At 60.3% G+C, this 16,158-nt stretch carries 16 protein-coding genes; 10 read left to right on the top strand and 6 right to left on the bottom strand.

All coding sequences use genetic code 11. The annotated features are described in order from the left end of the window. Positions 1–253: 253 nt before the first annotated feature. The 5 genes from NXC14_RS05470 to NXC14_RS05490 all read left to right on the top strand — a co-directional run bounded on the left by NXC14_RS05470 (position 254) and on the right by NXC14_RS05490 (position 3,793). On the top strand, positions 254–1,540 hold the full coding sequence (locus NXC14_RS05470; RefSeq protein ID WP_085777295.1) for an SDR family oxidoreductase: 1,287 nt from the start codon (positions 254–256) through the stop codon (positions 1,538–1,540). Beyond that, a complete protein-coding gene (locus NXC14_RS05475; RefSeq protein WP_085777296.1) occupies positions 1,537–2,004 on the top strand; it encodes a DUF2269 domain-containing protein in 468 nt (155 codons plus the stop codon). Before NXC14_RS05470 ends, NXC14_RS05475 begins: the two co-directional genes overlap by 4 nt. A 295-nt stretch (positions 2,005–2,299) precedes the next feature. Continuing rightward, complete coding sequence (locus NXC14_RS05480; protein WP_085777297.1) at positions 2,300–2,560, top strand: DUF982 domain-containing protein; 261 nt, start codon at positions 2,300–2,302, stop codon at positions 2,558–2,560. Next, on the top strand, positions 2,557–2,775 hold the full coding sequence (locus tag NXC14_RS05485) for a hypothetical protein (protein WP_085777298.1): 219 nt from the start codon (positions 2,557–2,559) through the stop codon (positions 2,773–2,775). The genes NXC14_RS05480 and NXC14_RS05485 overlap by 4 nt, the downstream gene beginning before the upstream one ends. Before the next feature lie 112 nt (positions 2,776–2,887). Continuing rightward, a complete protein-coding gene (locus tag NXC14_RS05490) occupies positions 2,888–3,793 on the top strand; it encodes an NAD(P)/FAD-dependent oxidoreductase (protein WP_085777299.1) in 906 nt (301 codons plus the stop codon). 300 nt (positions 3,794–4,093) lie between these two features. On the opposite strand, the gene NXC14_RS05495 is transcribed toward NXC14_RS05490, so the two are convergent. After that, positions 4,094–5,362 carry a DUF892 family protein gene (locus tag NXC14_RS05495; protein ID WP_085777300.1) on the bottom strand — a complete coding sequence of 423 codons (1,269 nt, stop codon included), beginning with the start codon at positions 5,360–5,362 and terminating at the stop codon, positions 4,094–4,096. A 347-nt stretch (positions 5,363–5,709) separates the two neighbouring features. Here NXC14_RS05495 and NXC14_RS05500 point away from each other — a divergent pair, with 347 nt between their 5' ends. After that, complete coding sequence (locus tag NXC14_RS05500) at positions 5,710–6,261, top strand: DUF1003 domain-containing protein (protein WP_085777301.1); 552 nt, start codon at positions 5,710–5,712, stop codon at positions 6,259–6,261. A 349-nt stretch (positions 6,262–6,610) separates the two neighbouring features. On the opposite strand, the gene NXC14_RS05505 is transcribed toward NXC14_RS05500, so the two are convergent. Both NXC14_RS05505 and NXC14_RS05510 read right to left on the bottom strand, forming a co-directional pair. Beyond that, on the bottom strand, positions 6,611–7,000 hold the full coding sequence (locus tag NXC14_RS05505) for a limonene-1,2-epoxide hydrolase family protein (protein WP_085777302.1): 390 nt from the start codon (positions 6,998–7,000) through the stop codon (positions 6,611–6,613). Positions 7,001–7,078: 78 nt separating this feature from the next. Further along, complete coding sequence (locus tag NXC14_RS05510; RefSeq protein WP_085777303.1) at positions 7,079–7,819, bottom strand: SDR family oxidoreductase; 741 nt, start codon at positions 7,817–7,819, stop codon at positions 7,079–7,081. A 105-nt stretch (positions 7,820–7,924) separates the two neighbouring features. On the opposite strand from NXC14_RS05510, the gene NXC14_RS05515 reads away from it, so the two are divergent. Further along, positions 7,925–8,866, top strand: coding sequence for a LysR family transcriptional regulator (locus tag NXC14_RS05515; RefSeq protein WP_085779995.1), 942 nt, complete (start codon positions 7,925–7,927; stop codon positions 8,864–8,866). Positions 8,867–9,070: 204 nt separating this feature from the next. On the opposite strand, the gene NXC14_RS05520 is transcribed toward NXC14_RS05515, so the two are convergent. Further along, positions 9,071–9,346 carry a DUF4242 domain-containing protein gene (locus NXC14_RS05520; protein WP_085777304.1) on the bottom strand — a complete coding sequence of 92 codons (276 nt, stop codon included), beginning with the start codon at positions 9,344–9,346 and terminating at the stop codon, positions 9,071–9,073. Between NXC14_RS05520 and NXC14_RS05525 the strand changes: the two genes are divergently transcribed. Further along, positions 9,345–10,808: a tetratricopeptide repeat protein gene (locus NXC14_RS05525; protein ID WP_245362133.1), complete on the top strand. Its 1,464-nt coding sequence runs from the start codon at positions 9,345–9,347 to the stop codon at positions 10,806–10,808. The genes NXC14_RS05520 and NXC14_RS05525 overlap by 2 nt on opposite strands. A gap of 339 nt (positions 10,809–11,147) precedes the next feature. On the opposite strand, the gene NXC14_RS05530 is transcribed toward NXC14_RS05525, so the two are convergent. Next, on the bottom strand, positions 11,148–12,854 hold the full coding sequence (locus tag NXC14_RS05530) for an adenylate/guanylate cyclase domain-containing protein (protein ID WP_085777305.1): 1,707 nt from the start codon (positions 12,852–12,854) through the stop codon (positions 11,148–11,150). Between the two features lie 284 nt (positions 12,855–13,138). Then, positions 13,139–14,089 (bottom strand): LysR family transcriptional regulator, encoded by a 951-nt coding sequence (locus tag NXC14_RS05535; RefSeq protein ID WP_085777306.1) that lies wholly within the window; start codon positions 14,087–14,089, stop codon positions 13,139–13,141. A 98-nt stretch (positions 14,090–14,187) separates the two neighbouring features. Here NXC14_RS05535 and NXC14_RS05540 point away from each other — a divergent pair, with 98 nt between their 5' ends. Together NXC14_RS05540 and NXC14_RS05545 are read left to right on the top strand one after the other, a co-directional pair. Continuing rightward, positions 14,188–15,063, top strand: coding sequence for a dioxygenase (locus NXC14_RS05540; protein ID WP_085777307.1), 876 nt, complete (start codon positions 14,188–14,190; stop codon positions 15,061–15,063). Beyond that, positions 15,060–16,121 (top strand): maleylacetate reductase, encoded by a 1,062-nt coding sequence (locus NXC14_RS05545; RefSeq protein ID WP_085777308.1) that lies wholly within the window; start codon positions 15,060–15,062, stop codon positions 16,119–16,121. Before NXC14_RS05540 ends, NXC14_RS05545 begins: the two co-directional genes overlap by 4 nt. Positions 16,122–16,158: the final 37 nt, after the last annotated feature.

Genomic DNA, 16,158 nt, shown 5'->3' on the forward strand with positions numbered 1-16,158 from the left:
GTCGTCCTCGGGCTTGACCCGAGGACCAACGCCGGCGTTATCGGCTGTGGCCATCGTCCTTGGGATGACGGAGAATGAGGGTGCGTTTCCGTCCAACTCGCCGCATCGAGCAGACGCGATCTGGGAACTCAAGCACTCGGAATTGCTGGGTCGACGCAATTCAAAACTTATCCCATCATTGTCACGAGGAAGGGCACTGGAACGAAATCCTGAACTCACAGGTTCGGGGCTTTTGAGTGCGAAGGTCGTCCGTATGAAAATCCTTGTTACCGGTGCAACAGGTCTTGTTGGCTGTGCCGTCTGCGCCAGGCTAGCGGCATGCGGACATGATATCATCTGTGTGGTGCGTCCTGGAAAACGGCCGGTTGAAGGCACCGGCAGTTGGGTTGAAGTCGATGTGGCCAAAGCAGTGGCGCCCTCTGCCTGGCTGCATCATCTCGAGGGAATGGACGCCGTCGTCAATTGCGCCGGGGCATTGCAGGACGGAGTGACCCACAACATGGCCGGCGTCCACGCGCAGGGACCGGGAGCGCTGTTCCTCGCATGCGAGCAATCCGGCGTGCGCCGTGTGATTCATTTCTCGGCAATTGGAGTGGATCGGCAGCAGCCATCGACGTTCTCGCGGACGAAACTTTCCGGCGACATGGCCTTGATGGAGACGGATCTCGACTGGGTAATACTGCGTCCGTCCGTGATCCTTGGTGATGCGGCCTTCGGCTCCAGTGCATTGTTTCGCGGACTTGCGGCGCTGCCGTTTCTGCCAGTGATGCCATCGACCGGGAAACTTCAGGTGGTGCAGCTCGACGACGTCGCCGAAACCGTCATTCGGCTGCTCGACAAAACGGCCCCGTCTAAAATCGCGCTCGAAATCGTCGGCCCGCAGGCGCTCGAGTTTGAAGAGATTGTGGCGCGATACCGCAGATGGCTTGGCTGGCCTCCGGCCAAGCGCTATCTGCTGCCCCGCCCGCTCGCCAGCCTTCTCTATTGGCTCGGCGATTTTGCCGGGTTGCTGGGCTGGCGGCCGCCGGTTCGAACCACGGCCGCAAGGGAGATCGTCCGCGGCGCCGTCGGTGATCCCAGCGAATGGATCGACGCAACGGGTATCCGGCCATCGTCGTTGGACGATGCCTTGGCACGTCGCCCGGTTTCGGTTCAGGAGCGTTGGTTTGCAAAACTCTACTTCCTGAAGCCCGTCACTTTTGTGCTGCTGCCCCTCTTCTGGATATCGACGGGAATAATTTCGCTGACATCGGGCTTCGAGCAGGGTGTCAAGCTGATGATGGGGGGCGGGGCAGGTAGTTTGGCGGTACCAACCGTTATTGCCGGGGCACTTGCGGACATCGCGATAGGATGCGCCATCGCCATACGCCGCACTGCGCGGTGGGGCCTTTACGCAGCTATCCTGCTGTCACTTTTCTATGCGGCGGCCGGCACCGCGATATTGCCAGAGTTATGGAATGAGCCGCTTGGCCCGTTGACAAAGATATGGCCGATCCTCGTGTTGCACCTGGTTGCTCTCGCAATCCTGGAGGAGCGATGACCTATTTCGTGCTGAAATTCCTGCATATCATCGGCGCCACCGTTCTCCTCGGCACCGGCGCGGGCATCGCCTTTTTCATGTTGGTCGCGCATCGCACCGGCAATGCAGCGACCGTGGCCGCCGTCGCGAGGATCGTGGTCATTGCGGATTTCGTCTTCACAACAACGGCCGTGATCGCTCAGCCGGTCACCGGCATAGCACTCGCCTGGTATGTCGGCTATTCCCTTTGGGAGCGCTGGCTCATTTGGTCGATCGTTCTTTATCTCATCACGGGTGCTTTTTGGTTACCAGTCGTTTGGATGCAGATGGAGATGCGCAAGATTGCGAAGGGAGCAGCGGCCAACGGTGAGCCGCTGCCGGCGCGATACCATCGGCTGTTCTGGACCTGGTTCTATTTCGGCTTTCCGGCTTTCGCGGCGGTGCTGGCAATTCTCTGGCTGATGATCACCCGCCCGGTTGGATAATCCGCGGAGTTCCGGCTTTTCGACCAACCTCCTGCCTGTCCGACCTCCGTGCCACCCTCTGACCGGAAATGTAGCTCCACCGCCGCTGCACGAACTTGGCGTCATCGCGGACGCCGTCGCTCAGACTGCACACTCCAGCGAATCCGTCCGTATCGACGCTCGTGTAAGATCTCAACGATCACGACCTTCTCCCCATGTTCTCTTCCAAGCTGTCCGATAACGGACCAACCATTACGGCTTGGGAACTCGGACAGCTGAAGGCGGTTGTCGGGGAAACCTGGCAATGAGGTCTGCAATGGAAAAGGTTATCAATATCGACTTCCATGTCACTTGGAAGCCACCGGTATACGTCCGGATCGGCGACGGCATGCGTGAGCGCATTGAGGGTCCGGACGCGGCGCTTGCGGCGCTTCTCCATCGCTGGCCGTCGACCAATTCTCGTGAGTTCGGCATCGCCAAGCGCAGATGCGTCGATGCCATCGCTCGCCGTGGAAGTGCCGAGGGAGCCCGCAAGGCGTTTATGGAGGCGGCGCTCGCCGCGAGGGTATTCGCATGACCGTGCTTTCGATCGACGCACCGCACTGGGCGATACTTTTGGGGACGTTGACGCTTACATGCTGGATTGCTGCCGGCCTGGCGGCCGTTCTCGGCACCGCTGAGGAGATCAGGCACGGCCAAGCCGGGAGATTTGCCGGCTATATGACAACGGGCCTCGCTGGGGCGGGCGTTGGCTCCGCACTAGTGATGATCACCATCTTGGTATCCGCCTGACGAGCAACGAACGCCGGACGGCTTCCTCGGAGCGGTCTACCTGGTCGATGCAGGCGATGTGAGTTATTCCAACGCCTTACGACGTCTTGAGCGGCGACGGTCTGGAGACATGATGCGCGACTGCATTATCATCGGAGGTGGACCTGCTGGCTTGACTGCGGCCGTTTATCTCGCGCGCTACCACCTTTCGACAACCGTCTTCGATGACAATAGCAGTCGTGCCGCCACCATTCCGATTTCCCATAACCTCGCAGGGTTCCCGGAGGGCATCAGCGGAGGGGAGCTTCTCGTCAGGATGCGCACACAGCTTCAAAGGTACAAAGTTCAGATCCGCAGTGAGAGCGTCAGACAGCTTCAGCAGGAGCAGGTCGGCTTTCGAGTTCTCTCCAGCAGCGGCAGCATGCGGGCGCGAACAGTCCTTCTCGCCACCGGCGTCGTCGACCGCAAGCCACCGATGTTGGCCGAGCGTCATGACGAGGCTGTTGCGCGCGGCCTTATCCGCTACTGTCCTGTCTGCGACGGGTTCGAGATCACCGACAAGCCTGTCGCCGTCATCGGTTGCGGATCGAGAGCGTTTGCAGAGGCGCTGTTCCTGCGGAGTTATACGACACACGTAACGATCATTACTCCGCAAGAGGAACACGAGCTCTCGGAGATTGAGCTCAATCGGCTGCGGGACTTGCGGATCGGCCTCCAGGAAGGTCCGATAAAATCTATCGACCCTGAGCGCGATAGGATCACAATCGCAACAGCTTCCAGCATCGGCGTGTTTTCGTCTATTTACCCGGCGCTAGGATCGGACGTTCGGTCGGAACTGGCAGCTATGGTCGGCGCAGAATTGTCGGAGAACGGCTGCGTCATCGTCGACAGTCACCAAAGGTCAAGCCTTCCTGGCCTTTATGCAGCGGGAGACGTGGTCATCGGCTTGGATCAGATCGGGACCGCAATGGGGCAGGCGGGCATAGCGGCCACCGCGATCCGAAACGATCTGAACGAGGCTAGTCCTCTAGCACGCTAAGGGATGCCGTCGCTGCTAGAGCAATTCCAGGAAAAGTGCGAAGCGGTTTTTCGTCCGGAATTGCGTAAAAACAAAAGGTCAGAGCGGTTCAGCTCTGAAAACCTGAACCGCTCTAGGCCCCGGGTGAGCCTGGAGCCTTGCTCTACGTCGGCGCTCACGATCTCGCAAATCAAAGTTGAGCCGCTGCCAGGAAGCTCGACGGGGAGGCGTGCGATAGAGCCTTAGCCCAATTCTGCCGTAAAGCGGCACCCGCGGGCGGCGCCTCTGACGCCTCCGCGGGTGCCACGATTACCAGCCACGTCAACGGACGCTGGCAGGCATTCTTGCCGCCGACATAAGGGGTTGAGCAAGCTGATCCAAGAGATGGCCCGCATTCTGTTCCTCACCCAGCGACAATGTCAGCAATCGAGCGACCGCCGGCTGTGCAAGCTGAAGGGCAAGATTACGCGCGGTGGTGTAAGCGGCAATTTCGTAATGTTCGACGCGCAATGCTGCACCGATGAGAGCCAGATCTGCAGGAGCGTCTTCTCTCTTCTTGCCTTCCGCCATTACCTCTTCACCCTCCTCGATCAGGCCAGCCATTCCCTTGCAAGGTTTTGCTCTTGCCGCGGAGCCGAGTACTCGCAGACACTCGTTCAGCCGTTCGACCTGCGCTTCGGTCTCGGCAAGATGTTTCTGCAGCAAGGTCTGCAGTTGCTGGGAGCGGGCTGCCTTCTGCAGCTTGGGAAGCGCTTTGAGCAACTGCTTTTCGGCATGCAGCAGGTCGCGAAGCTCGTCCACGAGCACCGCCTCGATCCCTTCCGATCTTTCCGGCGGCGCGCTTCGCGCTTCGATTGCCGGTGCAGTCTCGTCGGCGCCCTTGAACCCCTGGAACGCCGGAGCCTCGACGAATTTCCAGGGCTCTCCTTCGTTCCACGGACCGCGAACATCGACCTCGCCGAGGTCGCCTTCGCCCGTCGAGTCGTTGAAGAATTGGTCGACCAGCCCCGGTGTGGGAGCGATTCTTCCAACACTGAGGGGAGGTTTGCCCATGCTTTCGAGTGCGAGCTGGAATGCCCGCATATGGGTGATCTCTCTTGTCATGAGAAATTGCAGAGCGTCCTTCGTGCCGGAATCGCGGCAGAAGTCGATCAGGCGTTCATAGACGATCTTCGCACGGGCTTCGGCTGCGATGTTGCTTCGCAAGTCCACGTCGAGCTCGCCGGTTATCTTCAGATAGTCGGCCGTCCAGGGGTTGCCCATGGAATTGAAGAGGTTCACGCCGCCGCCGCCAGCAATGGCAATCAAAGGATCGGCTTCAGCCTCCTCGCGAACGGACTTCAAGGGTTTTAGGTGCATTCTGGCAAGCGTGCCGACGATTTCGAGATGGCTGAGCTCCTCGGTGCCGATATCCATCAGCAGGTCTTTCCGCCCGGGATCCTCGCAGTTCAGGCCTTGGATCGAATACTGCATTGCCGCCGCGAGTTCGCCGTTGGCCCCGCCGAACTGCTCAAGGAGCATATTTCCGAATCGGGGATCAGGCTCATCCACCCGAACGGTGTACATGAGCTTTTTGACGTGATGGTACATGCCGAGTCCTCCTTTGAACTGGCCCATAACCGCACTCGGTGGCGAATGTTCCACACGGGCCGGCGGAGGAGGTAGCTAGTCACCCGGTCGTCAAGCGCGTGCAATCTTTCGGTCATAGCCTGCTCGCCAGCGCAGGCCGCATGATACTTGATTGCTGTCTGAGTTCGCCGCGCCCACAGTCCACTCCACTCAAAGCGAGATATTGCAGAACGACGGCGGCAACGCTTGGCGCAAACTGCCGGGGCGACGTTCGCCCCAGGGAATTGCAGCCAACATTAAACCGGATCTTCGTAGGGCAGTTTTCGGCAAAGGTGGAAACCATCAATTACAGATCCGAGGATTGCGGAATGAACGACGACCATCCGGAGCGCAAGAGCCCGACAACACCGGCCGCGGAAGGATTAACGCCTGCGTTAACCCGTAACATCGAGGCTATCATGCAGCGCCGCCGGCAGAGCCAAAATGCAGCGTCTGCTCAGGAGCGTTCCGCTGCTTTGATCAGCAAGTTCGCCGGTTCCATGATGTTCGTCTACATTCACATCGTGTTTTACGGAGTCTGGATCATCGCCAATGTGGGATTGCTCCCACAGGTTCCACCCTGGGACCCCTCTTTGGTCATTCTCGCTATGGAGGCTTCGGTCGAGGCGATCTTTCTCTCGACATTCGTCTTGATCAACCAGAACCGAATGGCTGCACAAGACAATATCCGCGCCGATCTCGACCTCCAGATCAGCTTATTAAACGAACACGAGACGACACGCCTGATCGCCATGGTCGAAGCCATTGCAAAGAAGCTTGAAGTCCCGACCGAGGCGGACCATGAGGTAGAAGAGCTGAAGAAGGACATCGCGCCGGAAGCCGTGTTGGATCGCATCCAGGCGGAAGGGGAAGACAAGTAGAAGGGGCAATGTTCGCGCTGTAAAAGCGGGCGGATGTTGGTGCCTCGCCGTTGTTGTCGGCGCAGTGGACGGCCGCTGTCGGAAATAGCTTGTAGGCGGCCACGGATGCCGTGTTGATGATGTGGCCGCGGTGTCCGCTGAGGCTTGCGGTGGCGGTGCGTGCGCCTTTGGCGCGCGCATACTGTATCGGCAGAAGGTTCACCCCTCCGTCGTCCTCGGGCTTGACCCGAGGACCCACGCCCGCCTCCGCGACTGTGGCAATGGATTCCGGCTCAAGGCCTGGAATGACGGTGAGTGGGGGGTGCGTTGCCGCCCGCTCGCCGTTGGCCCTCCAATATATTCCATCGAGTTATTTCCCGATGAGAGCCAACTGCCGATCGAAATCAGAGGGATCGAAATAGTCGCGCCACACGGTGATCGCTCCCTCCACGACCGTCAGCGTCCCCATGACCGGAAGTATGATTTTTCCACCACCCTCATGCAGGAACACATCAAGCCGTTCGTTAAGGACGACATTTCCGGCCGCCGCGATCTGTGTCACCGTCCAATCGACGGTGAATGTCGTTCCAATTCCGAAATCCCGGTGAAACTTTCGGACGTTCTCGCGCCCGATGATATTCGGGAGCGGTACGTTGTCATACAGCACTTCTTCGGAAAGCATGGCGATCGCCTCGTCGATGTGGCCCGCGTTCCAGTGGCCGAAGAAGGTCAGGGCTGTCTTGGTTGGGTCAGTCGACATTTAGTGAATTCCTTCTTGAAGGGTTCGAAAACCCGAGCGACATTTCAGAGAGTTCTGGATCGAAATGCTGAAAAGCCTTCAGACCAGCCGCGATCCACCGTCCAGGTTGAGCGTCGCGCCGTTCATCCAGCCATTCGCCATCAAGAACACCACTGCCGCCCCGGCTTCCTCAGCGCTCCCGAGACGATGTAACGGCAATGTTGCCCTGAGGCCCTCGACAAAGGCGTCGCGACCGTCGCCAAGTGCCTTGCCGAGCAGTGGAGTATCGATCGGACCCGGCGAAAGGGTGTTCACCCGGCGCGGCGCGAGTTCCAACGCAAGGCCGCGTGCCAATGCTTCCATCGCTGCCGAAGCGGCAGCTAGAACCGCCGTCCCATAGGCATTTGGTCGGTCGCCCAGTGCTCCGGATATGAATGTCACCGAACCGTCGGCGGCGAGCCGGTCTCCAAGGGACCGAAGCGTATATATCGCCGCCCAGACGCGCTCTTCGAACGCGCGGCGGAGATGGTCGACGTCGGCTTCCAGCACCTTGCCGACGACGAAGCTTCCGGCCATCAAGACGAGGTGATCGACATGGTCGATATCAGCGAGCGCGGATTCGATGGCCGCGCGCTTGGTCACATCGGCCGCCCTCCAGCCACTGAGGCCATGTTGTTCTGCGGCTTGTTTTGCCCGTTCGGCGTCAGATCCAACCACGATGACTTTTGCGCCGAAGGACTTGGCTTGTGTGGCTGCGGCGAGGCCGATCCCCGAGGTGCCGCCGACGATGAGTATGGTTTTGCCTGATAGGGTATCCGAGATGTTTGATTGAGTGCCCATCGCTCTGGCTCCGTTTTGGAGGCGCTCGATTGCGCCGATGGCCAGAAAGTAATTCCAATTGCCTCGATTGATAATTGGCCCAATATTCGCTTTACTCATGCCATCATGGCACAAAGCGGTATAGAACGTCTCACGGGCCTGATTGCATTTGCGCGGGCCGCATCCCTTGGAAGCTACACTGCGGCAGCCCGCGCGCTTGCGGTGTCACCGTCGGCCGTCAGCAAGAGCGTCCAGCGGCTCGAGCAGCAGCTCGGCATTGTCCTGTTCCTCCGTACCACGCGCTCTCTGACGCTTACGCCGGAGGGCCGCGATCTGCACGATCGCGCGCTGCGTCTGCTGCGGCAGGCCGAGGATATCGAGCAGGCCGCAATGGCCGCCCGCGCCGAACCGTCCGGCATTCTCCGGATATCGGCACCACTTCCGGTCGGCGTGCATATACTCGGCCCGGCGCTTCCTCGCTTGCGCGCACGCCATCCGAAACTCGCAATCGATCTGCGCCTGGGAGATCAGTTCGTGGACATGATCGAGGAGGGTATAGATGTCGCAATTCGGGTTGGAGCACTGGCCGACTCCCGTTTGAAGTCCCGACGGCTTGCGCCGCATCGCCTTTGTGCCTTTGCTTCGCCCGAGTATCTGAGACGACGGGGTACGCCTCGACATCCTGACGAACTAGCGGGGCATGACTGCGTCAATTTTCGCTTCCAGAGCTCGGGCCAGACACTTCGCTGGCCCTTTGCATCAGGAAAACGAGTCTTCGAGGCCACGCCAGAGATTGGGATCACGGTGGACACAAGCGATGGTGTCGCCGCTGTCCTCGTCGCCGGCGGCGGCGTCGGCATCTCTCCAACCTACATCGCCGCGCCCTATGTGAAACGTGGCGAACTCGTGCCGATCCTCGCCGCCTTCGCCGTCGACCGCTCCAGCATGATTGCACTCTGGCCAGAGAGCCGCCGCGCCAATCCGAATGTCAAAGCATTTCTGACATTTCTCGATGAGGTTTTCCCGGCGCGTCCACCTTGGGACGAGGTGGTGTTTGCCGGACAGTAGTGTTGCGGGGTTCGGGTGGCGCTAGCGGGAAGGCCAGACTTCGGCGCTGATCGCAATCCCCCAAAGCGCCGCCCGACCGGCTTGGCCGCAGGGCTGGTCTATGACCCATTGAGCCAACAAGAGTTTCAGCCAGCCCGAAAGGCTCAAGGCGGGGGCTGACCGGACGCGGTGTCGCAACAATTGCGCTTTGTTGCGCTGGATGCGCTAGTTCACATCGTCGGCCGAGATGTGCCTGACTTCGGTAATTCTCACCAGCGGGATCTCGGCGCGTTCGTTTGCCTCCTTCACATCCTGCTCCGACGAAGCGTCGAATAGGCAGAATGATCGTTCCTCGGCGGGGATGAATGTCGAGCGCAGATAGCGCACCGGCTTACCTTGCCTGGTCATCTCGGCAGTGACATTTTTTGCGCGCGATGCCGCTGCACTGAGCTGATCGGGAGTGATTCCTGGCAGATGTCTTTCGACCATGTACTGTGGCATGATGATTGTCCTTGTGTTGAGCGATGACAGCATGCGTTTGGACATGTCGCGCGATCGCTTTAACTTCCGGCCGTTGCGAATGGACATCTATTTTGCCGCCGTATTCACAGACCTCGTCCGACACTCAGCGGTTTGGAACACGGTTTCGCGCGACACGATCACGAGCGCGATTGCAGAATATCGTTACCTGTCTCAGACGCTTGCCAGCCAATACGGACGACGGCACGAGAATTTTACAGGCGACGGGCATCTTTATCTATTCGAATCTGCTGACGTAGCCGTCCATTTCTCGTTGAAACTCATCGCCTACTGGAAACAGCGGCGGCGTCACCTGACGGCCGGCCAGGCGAACGATTTGCCAATCCGGGTGGGCTGTCACTTCGGCGAATGTTCCCGAATGCACGATGACCACGCCTGGATCGGTCGTGCCTTGAACATCGCGAAGCGGGTGGAATCATGTGCCGAGCCGGACACCCTCTTCGTCACGCAGACCATACTCGATCTTATCGATTTGCCCGTCTATCTCTTCCAGGAGGTTGATGTCTTCGAACTCAAGGGCGACTTCCTGCCGAGGCGACATCTCTATCGGATCGTGTCGGTCGACCACGCAGCGCTTGCGGGGCGTTCCGAAGAGCGGATGACCGCCGAGGACTGGTTCCTGAAAGGGGCGGGAATGACCGCTGCGGATGAGAAGGAGTTGGCAGGGGAACGGCATTGTTACGAAAAGGCATTGGAGCTACGCGCGGACTATCCGGAAGCGCACAACAATCTGGGTGTCATCCTGAAGGCCGCCGGCCACAGAACCGCCGCTGAGGCTCGATACCGGGATGCCGTTCGTCTCTGGCCCCAATATCCGGAAGCTCACTACAATTTCGCGATACTCCTCGAGGAAACCGATCGCCCTGATGAAGCGGCAGCCCATTATCGGCTGGCTCTAAAGTGCCGACCGGGTCACGTCGACGCCCTTCTGCGTCTGGCTGGTCTTTTCGACCAATGGGGTGACCGCTTCGAAGCGCATCAGCATTTTCAGGAGGCCCTGCGGCTTCGACCAGGCTTTGCCGAAGCCCACAACAATTTCGCGGTCTTCCTCGAGAAAAACGGTGATGCGGGAGCCGCTGAGGCGCACTACCGACAGGCGTTGCAGCTGAGGTCAGACTACGCCGAAGCGCATTATAACTATGCGATGCTTCTTGAGGCTCGGGACGTCGAGGCAGCAGAATCACACTATCGCGCAGCACTGAGCTCGTCGCCGAATTACGCCGAAGCACATAACAATCTTGGGGTGCTGCTTCACGAGAAAGGCGCCTTCATGGAAGCAAGGTCACATTACCTTACGGCGATAAGGTCGCGTCCCGGGGACCCCCAGTCGTATCGGAACCTGGCCCTTCTGCTGGCAGCAATGGGCGAGCAGGAGCAGGCGGATCGCTATGCCCGGAAAGCGAACGAGCTCTCTTCAGGGTGAGGATGGCGGGCACGTTCGGCCGCAGGCGGCATTGGCCGGGCTTGACCCGAGGACCCACGCCGGCATTATCGGCTGTGGCCATGGATTCCCGGCTCGAGGCCTGGAATGACGGAGGCCGGAGGGGCGTATCCGCCCAACTCGCCGGCGGCGCGGCGCCCCGCAAACCGCTACAATGATCGCCTTTGGCGTAATCATCGCTTGCTCGGTTTGCTTCGCACCTTGACCAGGCGCATATGGTCGTTTCGAGTAATAGCGCTGTGACAGAGATGGCAGAAATGCGCCGCAGCGCATTTCCGTTGATCAAGTCCTGAGCGCGTCCGGACTGTCCCCCTCCCGCTGTCACGTCTCCGGCAGGCCAGCCTTTCGGAAGCCGTCGACAAAGTGGTCCCGTACAGATGCATCGCGCAGCGGCTGGGAGCTGAGCCAATGGCCGATCGTGAAATGAGGGTGGGCGATCAGGAACAATTCCGCTTCTCGCCGCGCCTCCTCATGGTGGCCCAACTGCGCAAGCGCAGCAGCCAGGAATTTGCGTGAGTTGGTGCGATACGTTTCTTTCCTGCGCAGTGTAGCGGTTGCCGCCTCATAGTCACCCGCAGCGTATTGCGCCTGGCCAAGATGACAAAGATACCAGCAGGCTGGATAGGGATTGAGCCGCAGAGCTTTTTCGATCTGCGCCAGTCCGTCGGCAATCCTGCCGTCCAGCACGGACATATCAGACATGGCGGCCCAGGTATCGGCGTGGTTGGGGTCGAGTTTCAGGGCCATGGCGAAGGCGGCCTCGGATTCCTCCCATCGCCGCTCATAAGCCAGAATGGTCCCCAGAACGTAACGGCAGCCGGCATCGTTGGGATCGAGGTCGACCGCCTTCTGCGCTGATGTCACCGCCATCCGACGATTAGGATCTTCGGGCTCGCCGAAATGAGTCCAGGCAAGCCAACGGTTATAGGCGAGCAGACCGAGCGCCTCGGCATAGGATGGCTCGAGCTTGACCGCGCGTTGGAGCAGCATATAGGCCTCACGCTCGGTTTGCGGCGACTCTTCCGTCAACAGGCGGGCGCGCACACACAGATCGTAGGCCTCGAAGTTTTTCGGCCGATTGCGCGGCGTCGGAATGGTCAGCCGGCCGACGAGAGCTTCAACAATCTTGGCGTTGACCTCATCCTGCAACTCGAAAACATCTTCCAACGTCCTGTCAAACCGTTCGGCCCACAAGTGCTGGCCGCCAAGCGCGTCGACCAATTGAGCATTGATGCGGACACGGCCCATTGCGCGTCTGGCGCTCCCCTCGAGGACGTAGCGGACGCCGAGTTCCTGGGCGACGAGCCGTACGTCGATCGGCTTGCCTTTGTAGCCGTAGACGGAATTGCGCGCGATGACGAACAGGCCAGCAGTGCGGGAAAGGTCGGTGATCAGGTCTTCAGTCAAGCCGTCGACGAAAGGCTCATCCGTTTCATTCCCACTCATATTCGTGAACGGCAATACAGCGATCGAGGGATTTTCCGGCAGCGGCAATATGCTCTGCAGCGCATCCGGCCAATGCCACACGTGGACTGGGCGGGTCAGGTTCTTCAAGTAGCGTTCACCTGCATCGAAGAACTGGTCGGCGATCTCGCCGACAATCTCGCCGTGAACGCTGGCTGAAATGCAGATACCTCCCGGCGCGGCCTGCGTCTGGAGGCGCGCCGCGACATTGACCCCGTCGCCGAGGACGTCTGAACCGTCGTCGATGACATCTCCGAGATTGACGCCCACGCGCAAAAGCAGGCGCCGGTCTTCGGAACCCTCAACAGCGGTGGTGGCTCGTTGCATTTCCAAGGCTGCGTCGACCGCGTCCACCGCGCTGGCGAATTCGATCAGGAAGCCGTCGCCCACGACCTTGAAGATGCGACCCTTGTGACGCAACACAGCCGGCTCGATAACGCCAGAACGGAGTTTCCTGAGGTTCTCAAGCGTCGCCACTTCATCAGCCTCCATCAGGCGTGAATATCCCACCACATCGGCAACGACGATGACGGCAAGGCGACGCTGAAGAGAATGATCCGTCATTTGAGGACAAGCCCCACGACCAAGTTCCCAAATTATTGTTCAAGGGCGGGTGAGTCAACAAAAGGTAAGGGCTAAAGCCCAGGCGACCTCCACCTCCATCAAGCCGCATCCCTCTTTGTGGCCGCCGGCGTCGAGTTCTCTCTTGAGAGCCGATAGGCCGACGACCGCTCCCGGCCCCAAATCGGTCATTCCTTCTCGGCCGCAGCCGGGCCTGCTCCTGGAACATTTGAGATATGGGACTTCTAGCCCAGAACGCGGTCCCGGTTCGTATCTCATGGGGGCTCTCAAACTCCCCAAATCACCGACTCCTCATGACGTTTGATCAAGTGCCGAAGATCTTGGAAACCCAGGCGGACGAATTCGGCAAATTGATCGACGGCGGGAGCTCGTGGAGCATCGACGCGCTTGAGGATCGCAAGTGCGCGCTCTGGATGAGGGATCGTGATTGGCAGTGCGGTGATCGTCTTTTCCTTGCGCTGCGCGAAGACGACGCTGTGCGGCATGATGGTCAGCGCATCCGCCGATTTCAGGTAGTTGATTACACTCATCAGCGAGCCGCCGCCGTAGCGGATCTTGATCTCGGTGGCGCCGAAGGAGAGCAGCAGTGCCCGCAGGTCCGCCAGCAGGGGGCTTCCGGGTGGCGGCGCAATCCACGGATAGTCGAGCAGATGGCTCGGCTGCGGCCGCCGTTTCAGAAGCAGCGGATGGGTTACCCGACAGGCCACGACATTGCGGCCCGGGAGGATCTGCTGGAATTCGAGCCCGGAACCCTCGTCGAGTATGTCGATCGGGCATATGGCGAGGTCGATCTGATCTGCCTTCAGCGCGGCGCGCAGATCCGGGAAATAACCGTAGCTTTGATCGATCCGCACGTCCGGACGGCTTGTCTGAAACTCTGCGCACAGTCCGGCAATCAGCGCATCCATGAAGAAGGGCGTGCCGCCGATCCGCACGACGCCGCTCTTGCCGACGCGGAAGCTTTCGACGAGATCGGAGGCTTTGCGCGAGGCTGCGAGCATGACGAGGCCGTGCTCGGCGAGCGAAAGGCCAAACGGCGTCGGCTGCAATGGCCGGCGACCCTTGACGAAGAGCGGCTCGGCCACGCGCTTCTCCAACATGCACAAGGTGCGCGAAACGGCAGGCTGAGCGAGGCCGAGCAAGGCCGCACCTTCGGTTACGCCGCCTGTTTTGACAACGGCGGCAAGCTGGATCAGGTGACGTTCATCGAACTTCATAACGATCCGTTATATTGTTTTGCAACAAAATCATCAATCCATGCAATTCCGACTGCTAGTATCAATCTCGGATACACGTGAGATCGTGGAGGATGAGCATGGCGGAGCGTGCAAAGGCGCTCACATTCAGCGAGGCGACGTCGGCGGAGGTTTTCTCGGAACGCTTCTCCGCCGGCAGTGACGGCAATCTGTCACGGCTGATCGCTGCCGCCGTCATCCATGTTCATGATCTCATCAAGCAGTTTCGCCCGACCCAGGACGAGTGGCGCAAGGTTATTGCCTTCCTGACCGATGTCGGCCATGCCTCGGACGAGCGGCGACAGGAATGGGTGCTTCTGTCCGATCTCATCGGCGCGTCGGCCCTGGTCGAGGAAATCAATTCGCGGCGACCGAAAGCGGCGACGCCGAATACCATTCGCGGACCGTTTTTCCGCAATGATGCGCCAGCAAGGGTATCGGGCTCTTCGATCTCGCTCGACGGCATCGGCGAGCCGCTTGCGGTGGCCGTGCGGGTGCAGGATCTCGATGGCCTTGCGATCGCAGGCGCCGAGGTCGTCACCTGGCAGGCGAATGCCGAGGGCTTTTACGAGAACCAGCAGCCGGATTTGCAGCCGGAACATAATCTGCGCGGCCTCTTCCATACCGATATCGACGGACGGTTCCATTATCGCTCCGTCATGCCGTCGGGTTATGGCGTGCCGGACGATGGCCCGGTCGGGCGGCTGCTCGCCGAGGCGGGCTATCCGTTGCGTCGCCCGGCGAACCTGCATTTCGTCGTTCGTGCCAAGGGCTTCGAGACGATCACCACCCAGATTTACGATGCGAGCGATCCACACCTTGGCGAAGACGCCCTCTTCGGCGTGCGGCCCGAGCTCATTGTCTGCTTCGAGCCGTCCGAGATCGATGGACAGCCCGCCAAGGCGTTGAGCCTCACCTTCGTGATGGTTCGAGCAAAGCCGGGGAGGGCGGCATGACCCGGGATTTTTCCTATGCGGGCAGTCCCGCCCAAATCGTCTTCGGTGCCGGCAGCCGCAATCGGGTCGCGCAATGGGTCGCCAAAGCCGGCCGCAAGCGGGCCTTGATCCTCTCGACGCCGCATCAGAAGGCTGATGCAGACGCGCTGGCCGAAGAGATCGGGCCGCTTGCCTGCGGCGTCTTCTCCGGCGCGACCATGCACACGCCGGTCGAGGTGACGGAGGCGGCGATGCGGGTGGTGGCGGAAACCGCGGCGGACTGTGTCGTCTCCCTCGGCGGCGGATCGACAACGGGGCTCGGCAAGGCGGTTGCCTATCGCACCGATCTTCTCCAGATCGTCATTCCCACGACCTATGCCGGCTCGGAGGTGACGCCGATCCTCGGGCAGACCGAAGCCGGCCGCAAGACGACGGTGCGCGATGCCAGCATATTGCCGGAGATCGTGATTTACGATCCCGAGCTGACGCTCGGCCTGCCGGTCGCCATGAGCGTGACGAGTGGGCTGAACGCCATGGCCCATGCGATCGAAGGGCTTTACGCGCAAGACCGCAACCCGATTTCGAGCCTGATGGCGCTGGAAGGCCTGCGCGCCTTTGCCCGAAGCCTGCCGGTTATCGTCAACGATCCGAAGAACGCCGAGGCGCGCAGCGATGCCCTTTACGGCGCCTGGCTCTGCGGCTCGGTGCTCGGCACGGTCGGCATGGCGTTGCATCACAAGATTTGTCATACGCTCGGCGGTTCCTTCGATACGCCGCATGCCGAAACCCATGCGGTGATGCTGCCGCATACGGCCGCCTTCAATGCCGCAGCCGCGGCATCGGAGCTGGCAGGCGCGGCCGATATTTTCGGCGGCGCCATCGGTGGCGGGCTCTGGGATTTCGCCAGGGCGATCGGATCGCCCTTATCGCTCAAGGAATTCGGGCTGACAGAAAATGATCTCAATCGCGCGGCTGCGATCGCTGTTGAGAATCCCTACTGGAATCCGCGACCGATCGAACGGAGTGCGATCCGCCAGCTTCTGCAGGACGCTTGGGAGGGCCGGCGGCCGACGGACTGAGACACAGGCGCCTGCGGGCGCGCTCTTTGGGAGGAGA

The sequence above is a fragment of the Rhizobium sp. NXC14 genome (genome assembly GCF_002117485.1).
Classification (GTDB): Bacteria; Pseudomonadota; Alphaproteobacteria; order Rhizobiales; family Rhizobiaceae; genus Rhizobium.

What these genes read in the sequence shown, in the direction of transcription:
- NXC14_RS05470 (WP_085777295.1), top strand. Translation starts at nt 254, where the DNA reads ATGAAAATCCTTGTTACCGGTGCAACAGGTCTTGTTGGCTGTGCCGTC.
- NXC14_RS05475 (WP_085777296.1), top strand. Translation starts at nt 1,537, where the DNA reads ATGACCTATTTCGTGCTGAAATTCCTGCATATCATCGGCGCCACCGTT.
- NXC14_RS05480 (WP_085777297.1), top strand. Translation starts at nt 2,300, where the DNA reads ATGGAAAAGGTTATCAATATCGACTTCCATGTCACTTGGAAGCCACCG.
- NXC14_RS05485 (WP_085777298.1), top strand. Translation starts at nt 2,557, where the DNA reads ATGACCGTGCTTTCGATCGACGCACCGCACTGGGCGATACTTTTGGGG.
- NXC14_RS05490 (WP_085777299.1), top strand. Translation starts at nt 2,888, where the DNA reads ATGCGCGACTGCATTATCATCGGAGGTGGACCTGCTGGCTTGACTGCG.
- NXC14_RS05495 (WP_085777300.1), bottom strand. Translation starts at nt 5,362, where the DNA reads ATGTACCATCACGTCAAAAAGCTCATGTACACCGTTCGGGTGGATGAG.
- NXC14_RS05500 (WP_085777301.1), top strand. Translation starts at nt 5,710, where the DNA reads ATGAACGACGACCATCCGGAGCGCAAGAGCCCGACAACACCGGCCGCG.
- NXC14_RS05505 (WP_085777302.1), bottom strand. Translation starts at nt 7,000, where the DNA reads ATGTCGACTGACCCAACCAAGACAGCCCTGACCTTCTTCGGCCACTGG.
- NXC14_RS05510 (WP_085777303.1), bottom strand. Translation starts at nt 7,819, where the DNA reads ATGGGCACTCAATCAAACATCTCGGATACCCTATCAGGCAAAACCATA.
- NXC14_RS05515 (WP_085779995.1), top strand. Translation starts at nt 7,925, where the DNA reads ATGGCACAAAGCGGTATAGAACGTCTCACGGGCCTGATTGCATTTGCG.
- NXC14_RS05525 (WP_245362133.1), top strand. Translation starts at nt 9,345, where the DNA reads ATGATGATTGTCCTTGTGTTGAGCGATGACAGCATGCGTTTGGACATG.
- NXC14_RS05520 (WP_085777304.1), bottom strand. Translation starts at nt 9,346, where the DNA reads ATGCCACAGTACATGGTCGAAAGACATCTGCCAGGAATCACTCCCGAT.
- NXC14_RS05530 (WP_085777305.1), bottom strand. Translation starts at nt 12,854, where the DNA reads ATGACGGATCATTCTCTTCAGCGTCGCCTTGCCGTCATCGTCGTTGCC.
- NXC14_RS05535 (WP_085777306.1), bottom strand. Translation starts at nt 14,089, where the DNA reads ATGAAGTTCGATGAACGTCACCTGATCCAGCTTGCCGCCGTTGTCAAA.
- NXC14_RS05540 (WP_085777307.1), top strand. Translation starts at nt 14,188, where the DNA reads ATGGCGGAGCGTGCAAAGGCGCTCACATTCAGCGAGGCGACGTCGGCG.
- NXC14_RS05545 (WP_085777308.1), top strand. Translation starts at nt 15,060, where the DNA reads ATGACCCGGGATTTTTCCTATGCGGGCAGTCCCGCCCAAATCGTCTTC.